Raw genomic sequence first — 13,047 nt, 5'->3', positions numbered from 1 at the left:
TGGCCAGCATGTATGGCAACGATGTCATCGACCCGGACGAGCCGCTGAACGCGGCCGAGACCGACGACTACACCCGGGCCCGCGAGGCCTCGGCCGACGCGGACCGAGCTCCGGGGGACACGACGTCGTTCGACGACCTCATCGCCCGTGACCTGCGCATCGAGCCGCGCGACGACATGCCGGAGGGCTACCGCCAGACCCTGATCCGACAGATCGCCCAGCACGCTCACTCCGAGATCATCGGGATGCGGCCCGAGGCCAACTGGATCACCCGCGCCCCGAGCCTGCGGCGCAAGGCCATCCTGATCGCCAAGGTGCAGGACGAGGCCGGGCACGGCCTCTACCTCTACTCCGCGGCCGAGACGCTCGGCGTCGACAAGGCCGAGCTGCTCGACAAGCTCCACGCGGGCAGGCAGAAGTACTCCTCGATCTTCAACTACCCGACGCTGACCTGGGCCGACGTGGGGGCGATCGGCTGGCTGGTCGACGGCGCCGCGATCATGAACCAGGTGCCGTTGTGCCGGTGCTCCTACGGCCCTTACAGCCGCGCGATGATCCGCGTCTGCAAGGAGGAGTCCTTCCACCAGCGACAGGGCTTCGAGATCCTGTGGGTGCTCGCCCGGGGTACCGAGGAGCAGCGCGCGATGGCGCAGGACGCCGCCAACCGCTGGTGGTGGCCCGCACTCATGATGTTCGGCCCCGAGGACTCCGGCGAGGCCGCCCAGCAGGGCCACACCGCGCAGAACATGGCGTGGGGCATCAAGCGGTTCAGCAACGACGACCTGCGCCAGAAGTTCGTCGACATGACGGTACCCCAGGCGCAGAAGCTCGGCATCGCCCTCCCCGACCCCGACCTGCGCTGGAACGACGAGCGCGGTCACTGGGACTTCGGCCAGATCGACTGGGAGGAGTTCTGGCGGGTCCTCAAGGGTGACGGTCCGTGCAACGCCGAGCGCATGAGCAACCGGATCCGGGCTCACGAGGACGGGGTGTGGGTGCGAGAGGCCGCCAACGCGTATGCCGCCAAGCAGGCCTCGCGCTCGAAGGAGAGTGCCGCATGACCGAGGCCACCTGGCCGTTGTACGAGGTGTTCGTCCGCGCCAAGCGGGGTCTGTCCCACGTCCACGTGGGATCCCTGCACGCGCCGGACGCCCCGATGGCGCTGCACAACGCCCGCGACCTCTACACCCGCCGGCAGGAGGGCGTGTCGATCTGGGTCGTCGAGGCGGACAGCATCACGGCGTCCAGCCCCGACGAGCGCGGACCGCTCTTCGACCCCAGCGCGGACAAGGTCTACCGCCACCCCACGTTCTACGACGTGCCGGAGGACGTGGAGTACCTATGAACGCCAGCACCGTCGCCGGGCCCGGTGCCCCGCCCCCGCCCGGCACCTCGGGCACCCTCGCGGACTACGTCCTGGGACTCGCGGACGACGCGCTCGTCTACACCCAGCGCCTGGGGGAGTGGGTGGCCGACGCCCCCGCCATCGAGGAGGACATGGCGATCGGCAACATCGCGCTCGACCTCCTGGGCCAGGCGCGCAGCCTGCTGACCTACGCCGGGTCCCTCGACGGGACGGGGCGCTCCGAGGACGACTACGCCTACCTGCGCGACGAGCGCGAGTTCCGCAGCGTCCACCTCGTCGAGATGGAGCGCGGCGACTTCGGCGTGGAGATGGCCCGGCTGCTGTGGTTCGCCACCGCTCGGCTGGCGGTCATGCAGCGGCTCACCGGGTCCGAGGACGAGACGCTGCGCGGCGTCGCGGGCAAGGCCGTCAAGGAGCTTGCCTACCACCGCGACCACGCCCGCAGCTGGGTGGTGCGCCTGGGCGACGGCACCGAGGAGTCGCACCGCCGCATGCAGGCGGCCCTCGCGGTGGTCGAGCCGTACGTCGCCGAGCTGTTCGCCGACGACGACGCGGCCGTCGCCGCCGCGGAGTCCGGGGCGGGCGTGCGCCCCAGCGAGGTCGAGGACGAGGTGCGCGCGTATGTCGCGAGCGTGCTCTCCGAGGCGTCCCTGACCCCAGCCGAGCCGTCCCGCTGGACGGCCCGGGACGGTCGGCGCGGGATCCACTCGCGGCCGATGGGCTACCTGCTCGCCGAGATGCAGCACATCGCACGCTCGCACCCCGGCGCCACCTGGTGAGCGCCGTGGCGGCGCCGGCCCGGTCGGGGCGCTCGGCCGAGCAGCTGGCCGACGCCATACGGGCCATCCCCGACCCCGAGATCCCGGTCATCACGATCGACGACCTCGGCATCGTGCGGTCGATCGAGGTCGACGAGGAGCGGCGTCTCGTGCGCGTCGTCCTCAGCCCGACCTACTCCGGCTGCCCCGCCATGGGGCTGATCGAGGACCTCGTGCGGCACGAGGCGAGTCGCGCCCTCATGACGGCGGAGGTCGTCACCCAGCTGTCGCCCGCCTGGACCACCGACTGGATGAGCCAGCGGGGGCGCGAACGCCTGCGCGAGTTCGGCATCGCCCCGCCCACCGCCGGAGCTGCCGGAGCTGCCGGAGCTGCCGGGAGCGCCCACGCGCCGGTGCCCGTTCAGCTGACCCGGCACCAGGTGCGCTGCCCCCGCTGCGGCAGCGACCAGACCACGGAGGTGGCCCGGTTCGGGTCCACCGCCTGCAAGGCGTTGCGCCGGTGCGACGTCTGTCGTGAGCCCTTCGACGAGTTCAAGGTGATCTGATGGCCCTGCTCAGCAAGCCCGTGCGCCACCGCCCCCAGTTCCACCCCCTCACGGTGGCCGGGGTCGAGCCGCTCACGGACGACGCCGCGGCGATCACCTTCGCCGTGCCCGAGGAGCTGCGAGAGGAGTTCACCTTCGCCCCCGGCCAGCACCTCACCTTGAGAGTCGAGCGGGACGGCCAGGAGCAGCGGCGCTCCTACTCGATCTGTCTGTCCCGCAAGGCGGCCGCCGACCGAGGGGTCCTGCGGGTGGCTGCCGGGCGCGTGGCCGGCGGTGCCGTCTCGCCGTGGCTGGTCGACGAGGTGCGCCCGGGCGACACGATCGAGGTCATGCCGCCGCTCGGCTCGTTCGTCGTGCCCACGGAGCCCGACCGCGCCCGTCACCACGTCGCCATCGTCGCCGGGTCGGGGATCACACCTGTCCTGTCCCTGCTCACGACCGTCCTCGAGGACGAGCCCGGCAGCCGGGTGACCTTGCTGTTCGGCAACCGGTCGACGAGCTCGATCATGTTCCTGGAGGAGCTCGAGGACCTCAAGAACCTCTACCGCAGCCGGTTCCAGCTCATGCACGTCCTGTCCCGTGAGGCCCGTGACGTCGACCTGTTCAGCGGGCGTCTGGACGAGGAGCGGCTGCGCCGGATCTTCGACTCCCTCGTCCCCGTCGACACGGTCGACGAGTGGTACCTCTGCGGACCCTTCTCCCTGGTCGAGAACGCCCGCGAGGTCCTCGCGGCCGAGGGGGTCGCCAACGAGCACGTCCACTTCGAGGTCTTTCACGTCGACGACGAGCCGCGGGCCGAGACCGACCCCGGGGTCGGCGCCGCCGGGGAGCGCACCGGCGTCCTCGCGAGGGTCACGGTCAACCTCGACGGACGCACGACCGAGATCGCGATGACCGACCCCGGCGAGACCATCCTGGCCGCGACGCTCCGGGCCCGTCCGGACGCGCCCTACTCCTGCACCGGCGGGGTGTGCGGCACCTGCCGGGCGCGGCTGGTCGAGGGAGAGGTCCGCATGGACCGCAACTACGCCCTCGAGGAAGACGAGGTCGCGGACGGCATCGTGCTCGCGTGCCAGTCGCGCCCGGTCACCGACCACGTGCGCCTCGACTACGACGCGTGACGCGCCGCGCCCTCGCCGGGCCGGGGCGTCCGGTGGGGCGCGCGGCGGCGACCGTCGCCGTCGCTGCCCTCGTCGCGGTGACGACCGCCGGGTGCCAGGGCGCTCCCAACCGTCCCCCGCCCGCCGCGTCCTCCTCCGGCCGGGGGACGGGCGACGACGGGGCGACCTCGGCGGGGCCCACGACCAGCATCCCCGACCTCGGGGCACCGAGCCTCGACGACGTGGCGCCGGAGCCGTCCTCGCCCGCCGCCCCAGGAGGCGACGCGACGGCCGATGAGGCGGACCGACTCGCCGCTGCCGCCGCGGATTTCGTCGCGGCGGCGACCAGCGTGCGAGCGGTGGGCACCCTCAACGTCCAGGGCGCGCCCATGACCTTCGACCTGCGGGGCACGCGTGACGGGCTGAGCGTCCGGGGCACCGTGTCGATGGGGGTGTCCGCGCCGTTCGAGATCGTGCGCAGCGAGGGGCGGACGTTCGTGCGGTCCGCGGCCCTCTCCGGCAGCGCCCGCGGCCGCTTCGTGCAGCTGTCCGGTGCGGCGGCCAACCAGCTCGCCGTCCTCAGCCTCAGCGAGCTGCTGGACGCCGTCGAGGCCGCCCTCCGCGACCCGGGCGACCGCACGGTCGTGGGGCGGACCTCCTACGAGGGCACCCAGGCCTACGAGCTCCGCTCCGGCGGGCCGACCACAGCGATCGTGGCAGCAGACGGGTCGGGGCGACTGCTGCGGCTCAGCTCCTCCGCGCCCCGCACGGCCGGCACGATCGCGTTCAGCGAGTGGGGCGCCGTCGCGCGCATCACCCCACCCGCGATCCGCGAGGTCGCGCCGGTCCCGGGGTCCTGAGTGGCCTTGGGCGACGGGGTCAGTCGACGGGCCCCGCCCCGACCGGGACGACCTGGTCGTCCGGACCGCTCGAGTGGTCGTCGGCCCGGTCGATGCGGTACAGCACGTGGTGGCACAGCTCGCTCGCCGGGTCGATCAGCGGGTGGTCGAAGTCGTCGGCGAGGTCGTGCATCATGCCGATGCGCTGCATGACTGCCCGCGACGGCAGGTTGACCGAGGCCGTGAAGGACACGACCTGCCGCAGCCCGAGCTCGCGGAAGCCCACGTCCAGGGCGGCCAGGGCAGCCTCCGTCGCGTAGCCCCGCCCCCACGCCGACCGGGCGAGCCGCCAGCCGATCTCCACGCACGGCGTGAACGCCGCCTCGAACCGCGGCCGGACCAGACCCGTGAAACCCACGAAGGCGCCGGTGCTGCGCTCCTCCAGGGCCCACAGTCCCCACCCGTGCTCGTCGACGTGGCCCCGCGCGCGACCCAGCAGCTCGTCGCTGGCGGCCCGGTCCAGCGGGGCGGGGAAGCACGCCATGACCTCCGGGTCGGCGTTGAGGCGCGCGAACTCCTCGGCGTCCAGGTCGCGCCAGGGCCGCAGGACCAGCCGCTGCGTCGTGCGGGGGCGGACGGGCAGGTCGGGGAGGGCGGGCAGCTGCGTCGTCCCCGCGGCGTCGGGGGCGGTCGGGGAAGGGGGTGGCGCGGTCGGCATACGGCGAGACTAGCGATCGCCCCCACCCAGATGATAAGAGTTCTCACCTGCATCTGGTGTGGCATACTCCGAGAACCAGCCCGACGGTGCCAGGAAGCCGGTGAGAGACCGGCGCGGTCGCGCCACTGTGACCGGGTCCCCGACGGGGGCGCGGGAGCCAGGAACTGCTCGTCGGGTCCACCGCGAGGGGGACGCGTGATCCCCGATCTCAAGGAGTGCGCAGATGCACATCGCCGAGGGCTACCTCCCTCCCTGGCACGCCGCGGCCTGGACGGCCGTCGCCACCCCGTTCGTCGTCCACGGAGCGCGACAGGTCGTGCGTCAGGTCCGTGAGCATCCCGAGAACCGCCTGCTGCTGGGGGCGGCCGGCGCCTTCACCTTCGTGCTGTCCGCCATCAAGCTCCCGTCGGTGACGGGCAGCTCCAGCCACCCGACGGGCACCGGCCTCGGCGCCGTGCTCTTCGGGCCCCCTGTCATGGCGCTGCTCGGCGGCATCGTCCTCGCCTTCCAGGCGCTCCTGCTCGCCCACGGAGGCCTCACCACCTGGGGCGCCAACGTCATGAGCATGGCCGTGGTCGGTCCGTGGGTGGGCTACTCGTGCTACGCCGTATGCCGCCGCGCTGGGCTGCCCCTCCTGGGCGGCGTGTTCGTGGCGATGGCCGCCGCCGACCTCGCGACCTATGCGACGACCGCCCTGCAGCTTGCGCTGGCTCATCCCGACCCGGCCAGCGGGTTCCCCGGGGCGCTAGCGAAGTTCCTCGGCATCTTTGCCCTCACCCAGGTCCCGCTGGCCCTCGCCGAGGGTGTCCTCGGCGTCCTCGTCATCCGTGTGCTGCGCGACGTCGCGGCCCCCGAGCTGCGGCGCCTCGGGGTGCTGCCGCGCGAGGCCGACGCGAGGACCGGCCTCGACGGGCGTGGCGGTCCCGGGCGGCCGGGCGCCGGCGCGTCCGCTCCGTCCCTCACGACGGAGGGCTGAGCATGCGACCACGCCGACACCTGCTGACCGTCGTCTGCCTGCTGGCCCTCGTGGCACTGCTCGCGGTGCCGCTGCTGCTGGACGCCCGGCGCAGCGGTCCCGAGGAACGGTTCGTGGGGACGGACAGCGCCGCCACCAGCGCCATCGAGCAGGCCCACCCGGACTACCAGCCGTGGTTCCGCAGCGTGTTCGAGCCCAGCGGCGAGGTCGAGTCGGGGCTGTTCGCCCTGCAGGCCGCCGTCGGCGCGGGCGTGCTCGGCTACGTCATCGGCTACCTGCGCGGCCGCAGCCGCCCCCGCCCGCAAGGCTCCGACTGAGGTGGCGGGGCTCGCGATCGACGACGCCGCCTGGGCGGGCACCTGGCGGACGCGCGCCGTCGGTGACAAGGCGCTGCTGAGCCTGGGGCTGGTGCTCGTCGCGCTGCTCCTGCCCCCCTGGCCGGCCTCACCGCTGGTAGCCCTCACCAGCGTGATCGTCCTGGTCGGCCCGGCCCGGGTGCCGGTGTCCCTGGTGCTGCGCGCGCTTCGTGGACCCTTGGCCTTCATCGTCGTCAGCGGGCTGTCGGTGGCGGTGACCGTCGGCGCCCAGGAGGCGACCCAGGGAGGGGCCGGGCCCTCGGCATACTGGCGCTGGGGACCGCTCGCGGTGACGCCCGAGAGCCTGGCGGCCGCCGCGGGCCTGACCGCCCACGCCGTGGCCGGCACGCTGGCGGTGCTCGTCCTCGCCAGCACGACACCCATGGTCGACCTGCTCGCCTCCGCGCGTCGCGTGCGCGTGCCGGACGCCTGCGTGGAGATCGCGGCGCTGACCTATCGCCTGCTGTTCGTGCTGCTGGACTCCGTGCGCTCGATCCGGGAGGCGCAGTCCGGCCGGCTCGGCTACCACGGCCGCCGAGCCGCGCTGCGCTCCGCGGGCATGCTCACCGCCGCCGCCCTGACCCGGTCGTGGGACCGGGCCCGCCGCATGGAGGAGGGGCTGGCGGGGCGGGGCTACGAGTCCGCGCTGCTCACCCTGCCGCGCGAGCAGCGACGCTCGGCCGGCTTCCTCGTCGCCAGCATGCTCTTGCTCGTGTCCCTGGTGGTGCTGTCCCTCGCCACCTCAGCGGGGGTGGGAGGGCCATGAGCCACCGCGAGGACTGCCACCACCCCCCGCTCGCGGCGATTGGGCAGCGGCTGGCCACCACGGCGCTGCACGCGGCCTATCCCGGGGGTCCGCCCGTGCTCACCGGGGTGGACCTGCAGGTGGGGGCGGGGCGCCGCACCGCGCTGCTCGGGGCCAACGGCTCCGGCAAGACGACGCTTCTGCGCTGCCTGAGCGGTGGGCACCAGCCCTCGGCCGGCGAGGTGCAGGTCGACGGCCGGCGGGTCGACTACTCCCGCAAGGGTCTGCGCGAGCACCGGCAGCGCGTGCAGCTCGTGCTCCAGGACCCCGACGACCAGCTGTTCAGCGCCGACGTGACCCAGGACGTGTCCTTCGGGCCGATGAACCTCGGCCTGCCCGTGGCCGAGGTGCGCGAGCGGGTGGCCGAGGCGCTCGCCCTGCTCGGCATCGAGCATCTCGCGGATCGTCCGACGCACCAGCTGTCCTACGGCGAGCGCAAGCGTGCGGCCACCGCGGGCGCCGTCGCCATGCGCCCCGCGGTGCTGCTGCTCGACGAGCCCACGGCGGGCCTGGACCCGGCCGGCGTCGAGGAGATGCTGGGTGCCCTGACCCGCCTCGAGGAGCACGGGACCACGGTGGTGCTCGCCACGCACGAGGTCGACCTCGCGCTGTCGTGGGCGGACGACGCGGCCGTGGTGGTCGACGGGACGGTCACCCAGGGCCTGGTCGAGGAGGTGCTCGGCGACGACCTGCTCGTCGCGCGGGCCCGGTTGCGCCGCCCTTGGCCGCTCGAGCTGGCCGCCCGCCTCGCGCGGGCCGGGCTGCTCGACGCCGACGCCCGACCGCGCGACGTCGACGGGCTGGTTGCGGCGCTGTCGGGACGGGCCGCGACCACGTCCTGAGCGCGGGTCGGGTGCGTCGAGGGGCGCAGACGAGTGCGTCAGTCCTGCATGGCCTTGATGATCGCGACGGCCTGCGTGATGCGCTCGTGCCCGTCGGGCTCCCGCGCGGCCCACCAGGCGTTGTCCAGCTCCCGCAGGATCGTCCACGCGCGCGCCCGTGCCGGGTTGATCCCCGCCGCGTCGCAGGCGTAGTCCACCCGGAACCTCAGGTGGTTGCGCAGGTGGTGCGCGCGGACGGCCTCGTCCCAGCGGTTCCACAGCAGAGGGGCGATCGTCAGGGCGAGCTCGCCGGCGAGGGGCTTGGGGTCGATGGCGAGCCAGCCGTCGACGGTGCCGACCCGCGGCGCCACTTCCTCCGGCACGCGCAGCACGTTGCCGTCGTGAAGGTCGCTGTGCACGAGCCGGGCGTCGACCTCTGCGTCCTCGGCCAGCTCCGCGGCAAGGCGGACCCCCTGGTCGACCACCCTGGGCGGGACGGGAGGGGGTGAGCTCGTGAGGCGCTCACGGATGCGCCCGCACCAGGCGCTCGCCGTGTCGAGGCGGGGGAGCGCTGGCCGGTCGAGCAGGGCGTGCAGCCGGCCCACCGTCTCGCACGCGTCGAGCACGGGCTCACTGCTCAGCGCCTGGTCGGGGTCCAGCCGTTCGAGCAGCAGCGCCCAGCGGGCGGGGTCGGCCGCCAGCAGGCGCACGGCCCCCGTGCCGTCCCACGCGCGCAGCGCCAGGTGCTCGTGCGCCGCCTCGGCGTGCGGCCAGCTCACCTTGAGGACGGCCGGTCTGCCCTGCCTGCGCACCGGTAGGACGATCGCGGACACCCCGTGCCGTGGTCGCCCGTCCACGGCGAGGTCCTGCGCGGCGAGGATCTCGTCCAGGGTGCCGGGCAGCCGCCGCAGCCAGGTGTCACCATCGACCGGGTCGCGGACCCCCTCGTCCGCCGGGCGGCCGGACACCAGCGCGGTCAGAGATGCCGGGACCAGGTCTCGGGTCGCGCCGCTCACGACAAGAGCCCCGGGAACGCCCGCAGCGGCACCCCCCACGCATCCCCGGCGGTCACGGCGTCGACGACGAGGCGGGTGGTGGTCGTGACCGCCTCCGTCGACCCCGAGCCGGCAGCCCAGGTCGTGCCGCAGGCCGTCTCGAGCGTGGTGAGCGCGTGGGTGACGAGGCGGCGTGCGGCGGCGCCGTCGCGCACGGGGAAGGGCAGCGGGTAGCCGGCGGGAGGCGCCCCCGAGGAGCCGCCTCGCGACTCCAGCCGCACGACGACACCGGCGACCCGGGCCAGCTCGCGCGAGACCGCTCCACGGTCGTCGTCCGGCGTGCGGGCGGCGGCCACCTCGAGGTGGTAGCGCGCTCGCCGGTGCGCGGCCAGCAGCCCGCCGTCGGCGGGGGAGGCAGCCGTGCCCCACTCCGGCCAGCGGGCAGGGGACCCGAGCAGGCCCGCCAGGCGGGCGCGGCACGCCCCGAAGGACCCCAGCAGCGGCAGCTGGCCGGCGTGGGCCGACGCCAGCTCCGCGAGGGCGGCGGGTGACACGGCGGCGGCCTCGGCCCGGGCGGCGGCGCCCCGGTCCGCCGGGGTGCCGGATGCGCCGGATGCGCCGGATGTGCCGACGGTGCCGGACGCGCCGGCGTCGGACCCGCTGGTCGAGACGGAGGGGGTCGGAGTCGTGACGCGCTGCGCCTGCGGCACCCGTCGGTCGCGCAGCAGCTGGTCGAAGGTGCGGGCGTGGACGGCGTGCAGGCGCGGTGCCGCAGCCCCGTCACCGGCCAGGCCGGTCGTCATACGGCCGAGGTCCGTCGCGGTGCGCCAGGCCGCGAGCAGGAGCGCCTCGTCCTCGGTGGGCTCGCGGGTCGGGACGAGCGGGATCCGCGGCGCGTCGTCCTCCAGCCGGACGCGGCAGGCGGTCAGCAGCCCCAGCGGGACGAGCGAGGCAGCCGCCACCACCGCGCGCCGCGAGGGCACGGCCGCGACGTCGCGCGAGGTGCGCGGGGCGTGCGGGGACGACCGGTCGACCATGCCTGCGATCCTGCCACCCGTGAGCGGGCTCCCGTGGACGTGACACAGCCCGAGAGCAGCCGGACGCGCGCTGTCATCCCGCTCGCCCGCTCGATAGAGTTCCAGCAGGGTCGATGGCATAGGGTGTGGACTTTGCCGGCCCGCGCGCAGCCGTGACGCGGCGCAGGCGCACATCACCGACAGCGGAGGAAACGATGGTCACCCGGAGCACCGAGCAGGACGTCCGCACGCTGCTGGACCCCGCGCTCGCCGAGCTGGGGCTCATGGTCGAGCAGCTCACCGTGCAGCAGGTGGGCAAGCGTCGCCTCGTGCGGCTGACCGTCGACACCGACCTGGTGACCGCGCCCCCTGCCGACGACACGACGGCCATCGAGCCCCTGGACCTGGACCTCGTGGCGGACGCCACGCGCCGCGTGAGCGAGCTCCTCGACGAGTCCGAGGTCATGGGCGAGCAGCCCTACGTCCTCGAGGTGGGCTCGCCCGGTGTCGACCGGCTGCTCACCGAGCCGCGGCACTTCCGCCGCAACGTCGGTCGTCTCGTCAAGGCATCGACCCCCGACGGCCAGGTCACCGGACGCATCGTCGCCGCCGGCCCGGAGCAGGTGGCCCTGGAGGTCACCACCAAGGGGGCGTCGTCGACCCGGCAGCTCGCCTACCCCGACATCGCCCGCGCCCAGGTGCAGGTCGAGTTCACCCGCGCGACCGAGGAGAAGAACTGATGGACATCGACATGGCGGTCCTGCGGATGCTCGCCACCGAGCGCGAGATCCCCCTCGAGGTGCTCGTCAAGACCATGGAGGACGCCATGCTCCTCGCGTACTCCAAGACCGAGGGGGCGGCGCGCCGGGCCCGAGTGGAGCTCGACCGCAAGTCCGGCAAGGTCACGGTGTGGGCCCTGGAGGACCTCGAGCCGGTCGCCGAGGGCGAGCCCCGTCCCGAGCCGAGGGAGTATGACGACACGCCTGCCGACTTCGGCCGGGTCGCCGCCTCGACGGCGCGGCAGGTCATCCACCAGCGCATGCGCGACCTCGAGGACGAGTCGGTGCTCGGCGACTTCCGCGGCAAGGAGGGGGACATCCTCTCCGGCGTGGTGCAGCAGAGCTCCAACCCCCGCGTCGTCCAGGTGGCGCTCGGTGGAGGTGTCGAGGGTGAGCTGCACGTCTCCGAGCAGGTGCCGGGTGAGCGCTACGCCCACGGGGATCGCATCCGCTGCTACTGCGTGAGCGTCAAGCGGGGCAACCGCGGCCCGCAGATCATGCTGTCCCGCACCCACCCCAACCTGGTGCGCAAGCTCTTTGCCCTCGAGGTGCCCGAGATCGCGGACGGCACCGTCGAGATCGCAGCCCTCGCACGCGAGGCGGGGCACCGCACCAAGATCGCCGTCACGGCCAAGACCCCGGGGGTCAACGCCAAGGGCGCCTGCATCGGTCCGATGGGGGCCCGTGTCCGGGCCGTCATGACCGAGCTGCACGGCGAGAAGATCGACATCGTCGACTACTCCGCCCAGCCCGACGAGTTCGTGGCCGCGGCGCTGTCGCCGTCCCGCGTGCTGTCGGTCGAGGTCGTGGACCCCAAGCTGCGTGCCGCGCGGGTCGTGGTGCCCGACTACCAGCTGTCCCTGGCCATCGGCAAGGAGGGCCAGAACGCCCGCCTGGCCGCCAAGCTCACCGGGTGGCGCATCGACATCCACCCCGACACCCCCGCGGGTGGCGGTCAGGCAGCGGCCGGGTCGGCCGGGTCGGCCGGGTCGGATGAGTCGGCCGGGTCGGATGAGTCGGCTGAGCCGTCGGCCGGTTCCGAGCAGGGTGCCTGAGGTCCCTCACCCCCGGGAGCACGTCGAGCCGGTCGTCACGGTGCGACGACACGCCCGGGGACGCGGTAGGATGGGTCAGTCTGGTCCAGCGACCACCGCGTCCTCGTCCGCCCCGGGTCCCTCCCGAACGTGCGTGGGCTGCCGTGGTGTCGGTGACCGGGCGGCTCTCCTGCGAGTGGTGGCGGAGCCGGACGAGCGTGGGTCGCTCCACGTCGTTCCGGACCCGCGCAGGCGCAGGGCCGGACGTGGGGCCTGGCTCCACCCGGACCCCGCCTGCCTGGACCTCGCCGTGCGTCGCAAGGCGTTCGGGCGTGCCCTGCGCGCGGAGGTCACGACCGACGTCGCCGCGCTGCGGGCGTGGGTGGAGAGCGAGCACGACCGGTCCTGACGGCACCCGCCGTCGAGGCCGTGACAGCACCGTCCGATGAGAACCGAAAGCGGGTTTGACGCTATGAGCACCCGATGAGTACTCAGCGATGAGCATGCCCCAGCACTAACGACGGTCCGTGACCGGCGGAGGACCTCTCCGCGCCCGCCCGGACCGAGATCAAGGAGAATTGTGGCTAAGGTCCGGGTCTACGAGCTCGCCAAGGAGCTCGGAGTCGAGAGCAAGGTTCTGCTCGAGCACCTGAAGAACCAGGGAGAGTTCGTCCGCGCGGCGTCCTCCACCATCGAGGCGCCGGTCGTGCGCCGCATCCGGGAGTCCTTCCCGGCCGAGCTCGCCGGCAAGGCCGGCGGCTCCCCCAAGAGCCCTGCGGCGGCCCCCAGGCCCGCCGCCGGCACCACGGCGAGGCCGACGCCGGGACCCGCCGCCGGCAGCACGTCGAGGCCGACGCCGGGACCCGCCGCCAAGCCGGCCCCCGCCTCGGACAAGCCGGCCGCTGCCGCGACTCCGCA

Annotated in this window: 17 protein-coding genes and 1 riboswitch; of the genes, 14 read left to right on the top strand and 3 right to left on the bottom strand. The window is 73.9% G+C overall.

From position 1 onward, the window contains the following. Nucleotides 1–8: 8 nt before the first annotated feature. Genes paaA through GGG17_RS04310 form a run of 6 tightly spaced genes read left to right on the top strand, consistent with a single transcriptional unit; the run spans nucleotide 9 to nucleotide 4,650 of the window. Nucleotides 9–1,061, top strand: coding sequence for a 1,2-phenylacetyl-CoA epoxidase subunit PaaA (gene paaA, locus GGG17_RS04335; protein ID WP_154592563.1), 1,053 nt, complete (start codon nucleotides 9–11; stop codon nucleotides 1,059–1,061). After that, a complete protein-coding gene (gene paaB / locus GGG17_RS04330) occupies nucleotides 1,058–1,345 on the top strand; it encodes a 1,2-phenylacetyl-CoA epoxidase subunit PaaB (RefSeq protein ID WP_154592562.1) in 288 nt (95 codons plus the stop codon). Before paaA ends, paaB begins: the two co-directional genes overlap by 4 nt. After that, a complete protein-coding gene (paaC, locus tag GGG17_RS04325; RefSeq protein ID WP_154592561.1) occupies nucleotides 1,342–2,145 on the top strand; it encodes a 1,2-phenylacetyl-CoA epoxidase subunit PaaC in 804 nt (267 codons plus the stop codon). Before paaB ends, paaC begins: the two co-directional genes overlap by 4 nt. Beyond that, on the top strand, nucleotides 2,142–2,690 hold the full coding sequence (gene paaD / locus GGG17_RS04320; RefSeq protein ID WP_311966410.1) for a 1,2-phenylacetyl-CoA epoxidase subunit PaaD: 549 nt from the start codon (nucleotides 2,142–2,144) through the stop codon (nucleotides 2,688–2,690). The genes paaC and paaD overlap by 4 nt, the downstream gene beginning before the upstream one ends. Further along, nucleotides 2,690–3,811 (top strand): 1,2-phenylacetyl-CoA epoxidase subunit PaaE, encoded by a 1,122-nt coding sequence (paaE, locus tag GGG17_RS04315; RefSeq protein ID WP_195849113.1) that lies wholly within the window; start codon nucleotides 2,690–2,692, stop codon nucleotides 3,809–3,811. The genes paaD and paaE overlap by 1 nt, the downstream gene beginning before the upstream one ends. After that, nucleotides 3,808–4,650 carry a hypothetical protein gene (locus tag GGG17_RS04310; RefSeq protein WP_154592559.1) on the top strand — a complete coding sequence of 281 codons (843 nt, stop codon included), beginning with the start codon at nucleotides 3,808–3,810 and terminating at the stop codon, nucleotides 4,648–4,650. The genes paaE and GGG17_RS04310 overlap by 4 nt, the downstream gene beginning before the upstream one ends. 19 nt (nucleotides 4,651–4,669) lie before the next feature. Here GGG17_RS04310 and GGG17_RS04305 read toward each other — a convergent pair whose 3' ends face one another. Then, nucleotides 4,670–5,347 carry a GNAT family N-acetyltransferase gene (locus GGG17_RS04305; protein WP_154592558.1) on the bottom strand — a complete coding sequence of 226 codons (678 nt, stop codon included), beginning with the start codon at nucleotides 5,345–5,347 and terminating at the stop codon, nucleotides 4,670–4,672. 40 nt (nucleotides 5,348–5,387) lie between these two features. Further along, a riboswitch (cobalamin riboswitch) is annotated at nucleotides 5,388–5,534 on the top strand. A 36-nt stretch (nucleotides 5,535–5,570) separates the two neighbouring features. On the opposite strand from GGG17_RS04305, the gene GGG17_RS04300 reads away from it, so the two are divergent. The 4 genes from GGG17_RS04300 to GGG17_RS04285 are packed head-to-tail and all read left to right on the top strand — an operon-like array spanning nucleotide 5,571 to nucleotide 8,326. Then, nucleotides 5,571–6,323, top strand: a complete 753-nt coding sequence (locus GGG17_RS04300; protein WP_154592557.1) for an energy-coupling factor ABC transporter permease — start codon at nucleotides 5,571–5,573, stop codon at nucleotides 6,321–6,323. Nucleotides 6,324–6,325: 2 nt separating this feature from the next. Continuing rightward, complete coding sequence (locus GGG17_RS04295) at nucleotides 6,326–6,640, top strand: energy-coupling factor ABC transporter substrate-binding protein (RefSeq protein ID WP_154592556.1); 315 nt, start codon at nucleotides 6,326–6,328, stop codon at nucleotides 6,638–6,640. Nucleotide 6,641: 1 nt separating this feature from the next. Beyond that, on the top strand, nucleotides 6,642–7,445 hold the full coding sequence (cbiQ, locus tag GGG17_RS04290) for a cobalt ECF transporter T component CbiQ (protein ID WP_311966409.1): 804 nt from the start codon (nucleotides 6,642–6,644) through the stop codon (nucleotides 7,443–7,445). Beyond that, complete coding sequence (locus GGG17_RS04285; protein ID WP_154592555.1) at nucleotides 7,442–8,326, top strand: energy-coupling factor ABC transporter ATP-binding protein; 885 nt, start codon at nucleotides 7,442–7,444, stop codon at nucleotides 8,324–8,326. The genes cbiQ and GGG17_RS04285 overlap by 4 nt, the downstream gene beginning before the upstream one ends. Before the next feature lie 38 nt (nucleotides 8,327–8,364). On the opposite strand, the gene GGG17_RS04280 is transcribed toward GGG17_RS04285, so the two are convergent. Both GGG17_RS04280 and GGG17_RS04275 read right to left on the bottom strand, forming a co-directional pair. Next, complete coding sequence (locus tag GGG17_RS04280) at nucleotides 8,365–9,321, bottom strand: aminoglycoside phosphotransferase family protein (RefSeq protein WP_195849112.1); 957 nt, start codon at nucleotides 9,319–9,321, stop codon at nucleotides 8,365–8,367. After that, nucleotides 9,318–10,337 carry a ferritin family protein gene (locus GGG17_RS04275; RefSeq protein ID WP_195849111.1) on the bottom strand — a complete coding sequence of 340 codons (1,020 nt, stop codon included), beginning with the start codon at nucleotides 10,335–10,337 and terminating at the stop codon, nucleotides 9,318–9,320. Before GGG17_RS04275 ends, GGG17_RS04280 begins: the two co-directional genes overlap by 4 nt. A gap of 194 nt (nucleotides 10,338–10,531) precedes the next feature. Here GGG17_RS04275 and rimP point away from each other — a divergent pair, with 194 nt between their 5' ends. The 4 genes from rimP to GGG17_RS04255 all read left to right on the top strand — a co-directional run. After that, a complete protein-coding gene (rimP, locus tag GGG17_RS04270) occupies nucleotides 10,532–11,056 on the top strand; it encodes a ribosome maturation factor RimP (protein ID WP_154592552.1) in 525 nt (174 codons plus the stop codon). Further along, entirely contained in the window at nucleotides 11,056–12,150 is a 1,095-nt protein-coding gene (gene nusA, locus GGG17_RS04265) for a transcription termination factor NusA (RefSeq protein ID WP_154592551.1), read from the top strand. Before rimP ends, nusA begins: the two co-directional genes overlap by 1 nt. Further along, nucleotides 12,089–12,538 (top strand): YlxR family protein, encoded by a 450-nt coding sequence (locus tag GGG17_RS04260; RefSeq protein WP_311966408.1) that lies wholly within the window; start codon nucleotides 12,089–12,091, stop codon nucleotides 12,536–12,538. The genes nusA and GGG17_RS04260 overlap by 62 nt, the downstream gene beginning before the upstream one ends. Before the next feature lie 171 nt (nucleotides 12,539–12,709). Further along, on the top strand, nucleotides 12,710–13,047 hold a 338-nt coding region (locus GGG17_RS04255), incomplete at its 3' end, for a translation initiation factor IF-2 N-terminal domain-containing protein (protein WP_311966407.1).

It is taken from the genome of Arsenicicoccus cauae, from assembly GCF_009707125.1.
Classification (GTDB): Bacteria; Actinomycetota; Actinomycetes; order Actinomycetales; family Dermatophilaceae; genus Arsenicicoccus; species Arsenicicoccus cauae.
The sequence above is the reverse complement of the archived record's forward strand: the minus strand, read 5'-3'. Positions and strand labels throughout refer to the sequence as shown.

Excerpts from the sequence above, each read along its gene's own strand:
- paaB (WP_154592562.1), top strand. The coding sequence starts at position 1,058 with ATGACCGAGGCCACCTGGCCGTTGTACGAGGTGTTCGTCCGCGCCAAG.
- GGG17_RS04300 (WP_154592557.1), top strand. The coding sequence starts at position 5,571 with ATGCACATCGCCGAGGGCTACCTCCCTCCCTGGCACGCCGCGGCCTGG.
- paaA (WP_154592563.1), top strand. The coding sequence starts at position 9 with ATGTATGGCAACGATGTCATCGACCCGGACGAGCCGCTGAACGCGGCC.
- GGG17_RS04295 (WP_154592556.1), top strand. The coding sequence starts at position 6,326 with ATGCGACCACGCCGACACCTGCTGACCGTCGTCTGCCTGCTGGCCCTC.
- nusA (WP_154592551.1), top strand. The coding sequence starts at position 11,056 with ATGGACATCGACATGGCGGTCCTGCGGATGCTCGCCACCGAGCGCGAG.
- GGG17_RS04260 (WP_311966408.1), top strand. The coding sequence starts at position 12,089 with ATGAGTCGGCCGGGTCGGATGAGTCGGCTGAGCCGTCGGCCGGTTCCG.
- paaC (WP_154592561.1), top strand. The coding sequence starts at position 1,342 with ATGAACGCCAGCACCGTCGCCGGGCCCGGTGCCCCGCCCCCGCCCGGC.
- paaE (WP_195849113.1), top strand. The coding sequence starts at position 2,690 with ATGGCCCTGCTCAGCAAGCCCGTGCGCCACCGCCCCCAGTTCCACCCC.
- GGG17_RS04285 (WP_154592555.1), top strand. The coding sequence starts at position 7,442 with ATGAGCCACCGCGAGGACTGCCACCACCCCCCGCTCGCGGCGATTGGG.
- rimP (WP_154592552.1), top strand. The coding sequence starts at position 10,532 with ATGGTCACCCGGAGCACCGAGCAGGACGTCCGCACGCTGCTGGACCCC.
- GGG17_RS04305 (WP_154592558.1), bottom strand. The coding sequence starts at position 5,347 with ATGCCGACCGCGCCACCCCCTTCCCCGACCGCCCCCGACGCCGCGGGG.
- GGG17_RS04275 (WP_195849111.1), bottom strand. The coding sequence starts at position 10,337 with ATGGTCGACCGGTCGTCCCCGCACGCCCCGCGCACCTCGCGCGACGTC.